We start from the raw sequence: 8334 nt of genomic DNA on the forward strand, positions 1-8334 counted from the left end.
GACACCGGATGCTGTCGCGGGCGTTGCGCGTGGGGTCGTCCGTGGGACGATTCCTGCCGTCGCGGGTCCCGAGGACGTGCCGGGCTCTGCTCACCGGTGGCATCAGGTCGTTTCGATCGCCTCCATGACCGCTCCCTCCTCGGTGCGGACCTGAAGGGTGATCTCCGGCGGCAGCCGCAGCGAGTTGTGCACGGCGCTGTGCTCGACGACGGTGGTGAACGATTCCCGAAGTCCTTCGGGAAGGCCGGGAGCGTCGACGACCAGATCGATTCGGCCGACCCGTGCCGGACGCAGTCCCAGGTCGTAGCGGGCGGTCACGGTGACGCCGGCGGGCAGCTCACATCGGTGAAGGTAGCGTTCGGCGCGATGGGCGACGCAGGCCGCGAGACTCCCGACGAACAGCTCGACCGGGACGGGACCGGTGTCGCCTCCGCCGAAGTCCGTGGGCTGGTCGACACGGATGGTGTGGCGGCGTATCTGCACGTCAAAGCGGCCGCCACCGTGCCAGGTGATCTTCATCGTGCCGTTCCGGTTCTGCTTCATGGGTGACTCCACGGGTGTGTTCAGGTTCCGTTAGGTGGAGCACGTGGATCTCATCGCCATGGGATGGCCCCTGCGCGTCGACAGGGGAAGGGCGCGCACCGTCCGCGGATCGTGGCCGAGGCGGACGGTGCGGTCATGCCGATCCCGGTGGCCCGAGGCGAGGGGCCGTCACCATGAGGTGGGCCCGCCGACCTGGGCGATGTCCTCCGCGGTGACGGTGCGCAACCTTTCCGCCAGGTCGGCCAGCGCGCGGGCGACCGCGAGCTCGTCGCCGATCTCGGGGACCGACTGGTCGACCGGATTGCGACGCGCGTGACCGATCCCGGTCAGGTGGGTGTCGTTCTTGGTGGTCAGGAGTGCCCGGGCGGAGGTGTCGTCGCCCTCTTCGGTGATGTAGATCTGCACGGTCCATTGCTTGGCTTCCATGGAAGGAACCTCCGATCGAACGGGTGTTCGCGGTGTCGTGCTCCCGAGTGCGCGGCGAGCCCGATCAGGTGCCGATCGCCCGGGATGGCCGGGCGGTCACGCGGGTCATCCGACGGGTGTCGCGATCTCGGTGGTCATCGGGGTCCAGCGGTTCGCGAGCCGCTGGGCGAGAGCGGGCATGGTGGTGTACTCCAGTTCCGACAGTGGTAGCCGATGCGGTTCGAACGGGCCGTGGCGGCGGAGATAGTCCATGATCTCGCCGGCCTGGGCCCGTGCGCCGTCGAAGGCCGGATCGTCGAACATGTCGCGCGGGCCGATCAGCTTCCCGTCGTGGATCTGGAATCCCAGCGCGACCACGCGCGGCGGGCCGTCGAACCGGGACGGGTGCGCCTGCTGGACCGGGACCGGCAGGAACGGTGCGTGGTGCGAGCCGCGCATGCACCCGGCGACCGTGTACGGAAAGGCGAAGGGCTCCAGTGCCTCGCCGACCGCGGGCAGTCCGGACTGGCAGCGGACGATCATCACCGGGTCGTCCTTGCCGACGTACTTGCCGGCGATCAGGGACAGCCGCTGGGTGCTGGTCGTGGCCGCGGTCTCGCCCAGGGTCTTGGAACGGACGCCGTGGATCACGTAACGGGCCGGGGCGCCGATGTACATCAGCATGTCGTACAGGTCGGCCGGGCAGTCGAAGACGATGCGCTTCTCCTCGTACAGGTCGTAGACCTCGAAGCCGAAGCCGTCGTGCATCTTTCCATCGATGACCAGGCCCGCGGTGTTGAACGGGTCGGCGAACATCTTGTACAGCGGCAGGTTCCACGCGCCCGGCTCGGTCTTGTCGGCCAGGAAGCACAGCACCGGCTCCGACGGGCGCTCCTCGAACTCCAGTTCGGCATATCCGGGCCCCATACCCCGCAGATTGCCGGAGAAGGCGTCCGACAGCAGGTCCTGGCCGGCGCCGTACAGGCCGAGTCCCTTGGCGATGTGGGTGGTGGCCTGGAAGGTGTCCCAGGCGAAGGAGTGGATGAGCCCCGCGTCGGCGCCGTAGGTGTGGGTCATGATGAGCGAGATGTCGTCGCCGCAGCTGGCGACCTGGCCGTCGATGAGCAGTCCCGAGGCGATCGCCCGGTCGATCTCGCGGCGGGCCTCGGCCATCATGTTCGGGTGCACCGCGGAGTGGCCGACGAATCCCCCGGTGTCGGCCTTGATGACACTCAAAGTGATCATGATGATCCCCCCGTGGGTTGTCCTGCTTCCACGCTGGTCAGGGGCCTTGTATATGGATAGGGCAGAAGGCCCCGGCCGGGCGGGACTTCCGTACCTGCTTGTGAGTGTGCTCTGGCAGCCCACGTCTTACGGCATGGGCGCTCGCCTCGACGCCGGCCCCACGAGTGTCCGAGGTCTCCTCGCGGCTCCGGGTGACGTGACCGTGGGCACGATCAACACTCCAGGAAAGCAAAACCCTTGCCGACTATGACAAAGCTACGGATTAACCGCATCACTACCCTGAGTGTATCAAATTATGACAGAAAGTACTCACGGCCGACCGGTGGGCGGAGGATCGCTGCGATCCTCGGGTCATGAGCGGACCCGCGTCATGTCGAGCGGGTCCGCCCGGTCCGTCAGGACTTTTTCCGGGGCGTGGACTCGATCTGAATGTGCTTTTCCTGCTGTTTGGTGTCAGCGAGTTTGACGCTGACCTCCAGAACCCCCTTGTCGTAGGAAGCCTTGACGTCGTTCTCGTCCACGTCACTGGGCAGCGTGATCGACCGGGTGAAGGAGCCGTAGCGGAACTCCGTCCGCTGCTGGTCCCGCTGCTCGTCACGCCGCTCGGCGTGGATGGTCAGGACGCCGTTGGACAGGGTGATGTCGACATCCTTGTCGGGGTCGATTCCCGGCAACTCGGCCCGCAGCACGTAGCGACCGTCCTTGACGTAGTCCTCGAACTTGATGGGCTGCATCGCCGTCGACTGCATGGCGGAGAGGGGCATGTCCAACCAGTTGAACAGCTCGGGGACGAGGCCTCGCCGCTCGCGGATCATCGGCATGCTCATGGTGTCCTCCTTGTCTACTGGGGTCTTCCCATACCTCCATCACACCACCGGGCAGGACTCGGAGGTAACAGCCAGAGGTCCCTAACACGTAGGTCTTTTGGCCGCCGTGCCCGACGCCGGAAAGCCGCCGACGTCTTTACCGGATCCTTTGGGCCGGAGGTCTCCTCGCCGAGACGGGCGTAGTGCCCGAGGGGCCAGGCCGGCCCTGACCGGAAACCTCGGCCGGCATCGCCGGTAGGCGCTCAGGGGCGGGGCCAGGGACGGCCGGTGAGACGTTCGATATCGGTGTTGAACCGTTTGAGGCAGGCGGCGAAGGTGGCGACCTCCTCGGGCGTCCAGTCGTCCAGTAACTTCTCCATGCTGCGGACGATCTCGTCGCGCTGGTGCTGGAGGCGGCGCTCGCCTTCGGCGCTGATGCGGAACTTGCGGGCGATGCCCCCGTCGGGGTCGGGGATACGTTCGACCAGCCCGGCGCGGAGCATGGCCGAGGTCTGCCGGTTGAGGGTGGAGGGGTCCAGGCCGAACGCCTCGCTGAGCTGCCCGATGGACATCGGGCCGACGATCTGGATGCGACTGAGCAGGAGGTAGGCGCTGCGGTCCAGATGGTCGCCCTCGCGTTCGGCGCTGGACAGGGTCAGGTGGTAGTACCGCCCGAGCAGCATGGTCTCGTACTCGATCGAGTGTGTGGGCTTCTCCATGCTGGTCCCTCTCCAGACTTCCCCGCGCCCTGCTTCGCCGTACGGGTGCGCATCGGCAATCACTATGTATCACCCCCATGTTATGTATTAAGCACATTATGTGTATCGTACACATCGCCTTATTCGTCCAGACAAGGGAGATCCACGTGGACGACTCCACGTCCACCACCCGCCCCGGCGGGATCGTCGGTGTGCTGGCGGTGGCCGGTATCGTCGCCTCACTCATGCAGACCCTGGTGGTGCCGCTGATCGGCGAGCTGCCACGCATGTTGCACACCAACGCGGCCAACGCCTCCTGGGTGATCACCGTCACGCTGCTGGTGGGGGCGGTGGCCGTCCCGGTGATCGGGCGGCTCGGCGACCTGTACGGCAAGCGCCGCATGATGCTGGCCTGCTCGGTGCCGATCATCGCGGGCTGCGTGACCTGTGCGCTGGCCGACTCGGTGACCCAGATGATCATCGGGCGAGGTCTGCAGGGCATGGGCATGGGCATGATCCCGCTGGGCATCAGCGCGCTGCGGGACCTGCTGCCGTCCGAGCGGGTGGGCCCCGCGATCGCGCTGATGAGCTCGTCCATGGGCATCGGCGGAGCGCTCGGGATGCCGGTCGCGGCGGCGGTCGCCGAGTACGCGAGCTGGCGCATACTGTTCTGGGGCGTGGCCGCGCTGAGCGTGCTGGTCGCCGGCCTGATCTGGCTGCTGGTGCCCGCCACGCCCGCCCGGACCACGGGACGCCTCGACGTCGTCGGCGCGCTCGGCCTGGGCATTGGCCTGGTCTGCCTGCTGCTGGGGGTTTCCAAGGGCGCGGACTGGGGCTGGGCGAGCGGAACCACCCTCGGGCTGTTCGCCGTCGCGCTGGTCGTCTTCGTGGTGTGGGGCTGGTGGGAACTGCGAGCCGGTGATCCACTGGTCGACCTGCGCGTCACCGCCCGGCGCCCGGTACTGCTGACCAACGTGGCCTCGGTCGTGGTCGGATTCGCGATGTACGCCCAGGCGCTGATCGTGATTCAGATCCTGCAACTGCCCGAGGCCACCGGGTACGGCCTGGGCCAGTCGATGCTGGCCGCCGGCCTGTGGACGGCTCCGTCGGGCCTGATGATGATGCTGGTCTCGCCGTTGGGTGCGCGGCTGTCGGCCGCTCGCGGCCCCAAGGTCACCCTGGTCACCGGCAGCCTGGTCATGGCGCTCGGGTACGGCTCCTCGATGGCCCTGCTCGGGACGACGTGGGGCCTGCTGGTCGTCACCTGCCTCTGCAGCATAGGCGTCGGGCTGGCCTACGGTGCGATGCCCGCCCTGATCATGAGCGCGGTTCCCCGGTCGGAAACCGCCGCGGCCAACGGCTTCAACTCACTGATGCGCTCCATCGGCACCTCGGTGTCAGCCGCGGTGATCGGTGTCGTCCTCACCCAGATGACCATGCGAGTGGGCGGGCACACCCTGCCGTCCGAGAGCGGCTTCCGCACCGGTCTGCTGATCGGCTGCGGCGTCGCACTCGTCGCCGCGGCGATCGCCTCCGCGATCCCGGCGCGCCGGGCCGGCTCCTCGGCCGAGGACGCCGAGGACGCCGAGGACACCGTCACCGCCGAACCGGCGACCGTGTCCTGACGCCTCCACCGAGGATTTTTGCCGCTCCGGCCTCGAACGCGCGGGTCGTCTTGAACGCCCGGATTCGCCGACCAGCGGCGCCCGGGGTCCGGCCGGACGAGCCGATGTGCCTGGTCAGGACGTTCCTGTCAACGGCGAGAAAAGCCTGTTGCGGACACGGTCAAGAAACTGCGAAGATCATCGCGTTTTGTCATGCCTTTTGTAAGGACTACGGGTGCCCAAAAAGCCGTCGAGCGAATCGGGAGTCCGAGGCCACACCTTGGCGCTCTCGACCCTGCTCGCCTTCGTCATGCTCCTCACGTTCGCGCCGCCGGCGAGCGCCAACGCGTTCGGATGGTCGTATCTGCATCCGTCAGGGTGCTGCGCGCAGGCCGACAACAAGGACCATTACTACAACTACTCGTCGTTGACCTCGTACATGAAGGTCGCGGGCAACTACGCCATGATCAAGCTGGACTCCCAGACCGACATGGCCACGCACTACGACTCCACCCCCGACAAGCACACCGATGTGGAGATGTTCGACCAGTACTACAACGACTACTGGGGCCTCGACTGGGACGGGTCGAGCACCGGAAAGAACATCTACGCCCACGCCAAGTGCGTGCGGATAATCAGCCCGGGGCTCATCAACGGCTGGTGGAAGTGCGACCAGTACGAGATCCGCTTCGATCTGGCCGACATGAGCCGCTTCTCGGAGAACGAGCGTAAGAAGACGACCTGCCACGAGGTCGGGCACACCACCGGGCTCGACCACTCCTCCCAGAGCGACTCCTGCATGAAGTCAGGCCGCTCCACCGTGCGCACCTACACCTCGCACGACGTCGCGCACATCAACGGCCGATTCTGAGGACGGAACACATGCCGAAGACGCTCCGATCCCGCACCGCGGGAGTGAGCCTCACCCTGGTCACCGCCCTGGGCGTGCTGGCCGCCGTCGGTGTGGCCGCAGCCCGGTCCAACGACCCCGCTCCTCCGTTCTGGTCCCTGATGCGCTCCAACGTGGGAGAGTCGACGGGCGAGTACCTCTATGACTCGCTGGACGACCTGACGCCGGGTGCGCCGGCCTCCGGTGCCTTCGCCCCCGCGGCGGCAATGCTGGAGGGCACCATCGTCGGCATCGAGCCGGGGATCGCCTTCGGCTCCGACGACGGCGCGGGCACCGCGCCCATCGTCGGCTACGACGATCCCGACGCGGCGGTCCGCTACGCCAGCCTCGTCGTCAGGGTGGACCGTACGCTGTCCGGACAGCTCGGCCTCGGAGTGCAGAACGGTCAGATCCGGCTGCAGGTCGAGCAGCCCAATCACACCCCCCTGGACATCCTGCGTGCTTCCATCGGCAGCGCGGGGCACGGGCTGTTCTACGTGCACAACGCCCTGGAGCGCAGCCAGGCCGAGGGACGGACCGTGCCTCAGGCGCTGGCCGGCTACCTGGCCTCGGTGCACCTACCGATCGGCGAGGGGGTGTTCGTCGAGCAGGCGCCGGGTGAGCCGGTCATCGCGCCGCTCATGGACAACCCGGAGCGGGTGGACCAGATCCTCAACGGCGGTCCGCCGCCCGTGGAGGAGGAGCCCGAGCTGGAGACCCCCAGGCCGCCCAAGCCCTCGGACTTCCCGCACGGGGAGGACCCCGGCCAGACGCCGACGACCACCCCTGTCCCGGATCCCACGGACGACCCCGACGCCTCGGTGGTGGACGTCCCCGACCCGGTCACGACGGACACCCCCGGCCCCACGGAGAGCGAGCCCGAGGTCGACACGCCGACCCTGGACCGGCTGCTGAACCGCGCGGTGAGCGCGGCCTGAGAGACCGGCACCAACACCGCGTCGGCCACCTGCCGACCCGGCCACTTCGCTGAGGTACGACCCCGCCCCGGTGAACCGGGGCGGGGTCGTACCTCAGCGGAAGACCCCCGTGTGGCCGAGTGAGTAGCGTCCGGGCTGGGGGTAGATGGCCAGGCCATGCGGGCCGGCGTCGACGGCGACCTTGCGGATGAGGTTGCCGTTCTCGGTGTCGAACACGTAGACCACCCCGTCATAGCGTCCGGACAGCCACAGGCGGCGGCCGTCGGCCGACACGCCGCCCATGTCCGGTGAACCGCCGCCGGGGATGTGCCAGGTGTCGATCGGCCGGCGAAGGGCGAAGGAGACGACCGAGACCGATCCGGCGCCCCGGTTGGAGACGTACAGCACCTTCGAGTCCCGGCTGACGTAGAGCCCGTGAGCGCCCGCGCCGGTTTTGATGAAACCCGTGACCCGGAACTCCCCGGCGTCGACGAGCCACACGCCGTCCTTGGCCATGTCGGCGACATAGAAGGTGGTGCCGTCCGGGGAGAGCTTCACGTCCTGCGGCATGTTGGGGTACGGCATGTGTCCGTGCCGCATGGCGTCGTGCGCCATGTCGTGTTCCAGTTCGTACGACGCGTTGTCGCCCTGCGGGGCTGTGCGCCGGATGCCCTTGCGGCGCGTGGTGCCGTCCGCCAGGTCGATGACGGCGCGGACCTTACGGGCGGCTGTGTCGATGACCACCAGCTGGCCGGAGAACTCGCAGCTGCCGAGGAGGAGGGTCCCGTCGGCGGTGAAGTCCGCGTGGTTGATCCCCCGGCAGGGCATGTGCAGCGAGTGCCGGAGCCGCATGGTGCGCGGGTTGAGGAAGTCGAGCCGGTTCTCCCGCTCGGCCATCACCAGGGCGGTGCGGCCGTCCGGGGTGAAGTACAGGTTGTAGGGGTCGTCGACGAACACCGGCTTGCCGACCTTGCCGGTCATGGGGTTGATCGGTGTCAGGGAGTTGCCGTCGTTGTTGTTGACCCAGAGCGTCTTCAGGTCCCACGAGGGGACGACGTGCTGCGGCCGCCCGTCCACCCTGAAGGTGCGGAGCACCCGGTAGGTACGCGGGTCGATCACGCTGACGGTGTTGCCGGGACATCCCTCTGACAACTCTCATGGCGGAGAAGAAGAAGACTACTTCCGCTTACGGAGCGGGCTATAAGGCCGGACAGGAAACTCGCTGCG

9 protein-coding genes are annotated in these 8334 nt (G+C 67.7%); 3 read left to right on the top strand and 6 right to left on the bottom strand.

Annotation, left to right across the window (positions count from 1 at the left end):
• Positions 1-102 precede the first annotated feature (102 nt).
• The 5 genes from ABT130_RS46130 to ABT130_RS46150 form a co-directional block, all read right to left on the bottom strand.
• Positions 103-543, bottom strand: a complete 441-nt coding sequence (locus ABT130_RS46130; protein WP_350966279.1) for an OsmC family protein — start codon at positions 541-543, stop codon at positions 103-105.
• Positions 544-711: 168 nt separating this feature from the next.
• A complete protein-coding gene (locus ABT130_RS46135) occupies positions 712-969 on the bottom strand; it encodes a DUF1876 domain-containing protein (RefSeq protein ID WP_350927485.1) in 258 nt (85 codons plus the stop codon).
• A gap of 105 nt (positions 970-1074) precedes the next feature.
• On the bottom strand, positions 1075-2184 hold the full coding sequence (gene fbp / locus ABT130_RS46140) for a fructose-1,6-bisphosphate aldolase/phosphatase (protein WP_451936387.1): 1110 nt from the start codon (positions 2182-2184) through the stop codon (positions 1075-1077).
• Between the two features lie 404 nt (positions 2185-2588).
• Positions 2589-3020 carry an Hsp20/alpha crystallin family protein gene (locus ABT130_RS46145; RefSeq protein ID WP_350966281.1) on the bottom strand — a complete coding sequence of 144 codons (432 nt, stop codon included), beginning with the start codon at positions 3018-3020 and terminating at the stop codon, positions 2589-2591.
• 242 nt (positions 3021-3262) lie between these two features.
• Positions 3263-3718 (bottom strand): MarR family winged helix-turn-helix transcriptional regulator, encoded by a 456-nt coding sequence (locus tag ABT130_RS46150; protein WP_350927491.1) that lies wholly within the window; start codon positions 3716-3718, stop codon positions 3263-3265.
• 146 nt (positions 3719-3864) lie between these two features.
• Here ABT130_RS46150 and ABT130_RS46155 point away from each other — a divergent pair, with 146 nt between their 5' ends.
• From ABT130_RS46155 to ABT130_RS46165, 3 genes are all read left to right on the top strand, one after another.
• The gene (locus ABT130_RS46155; RefSeq protein WP_350966282.1) at positions 3865-5322 is read left to right on the top strand and encodes an MFS transporter; all 1458 of its coding nucleotides are present in this window, start codon (positions 3865-3867) and stop codon (positions 5320-5322) included.
• A gap of 259 nt (positions 5323-5581) precedes the next feature.
• Complete coding sequence (locus tag ABT130_RS46160; RefSeq protein ID WP_350927495.1) at positions 5582-6172, top strand: matrixin family metalloprotease; 591 nt, start codon at positions 5582-5584, stop codon at positions 6170-6172.
• 11 nt (positions 6173-6183) lie between these two features.
• Complete coding sequence (locus tag ABT130_RS46165; RefSeq protein ID WP_350966283.1) at positions 6184-7128, top strand: hypothetical protein; 945 nt, start codon at positions 6184-6186, stop codon at positions 7126-7128.
• Between the two features lie 93 nt (positions 7129-7221).
• On the opposite strand, the gene ABT130_RS46170 is transcribed toward ABT130_RS46165, so the two are convergent.
• Entirely contained in the window at positions 7222-8226 is a 1005-nt protein-coding gene (locus ABT130_RS46170) for a YncE family protein (protein ID WP_350966284.1), read from the bottom strand.
• Between the last annotated feature and the right edge of the window lie 108 nt (positions 8227-8334).

Origin of the sequence: Streptosporangium sp. NPDC001681 (genome assembly GCF_040298085.1) — a bacterium.
Classification (GTDB): Bacteria; Actinomycetota; Actinomycetes; order Streptosporangiales; family Streptosporangiaceae; genus Streptosporangium.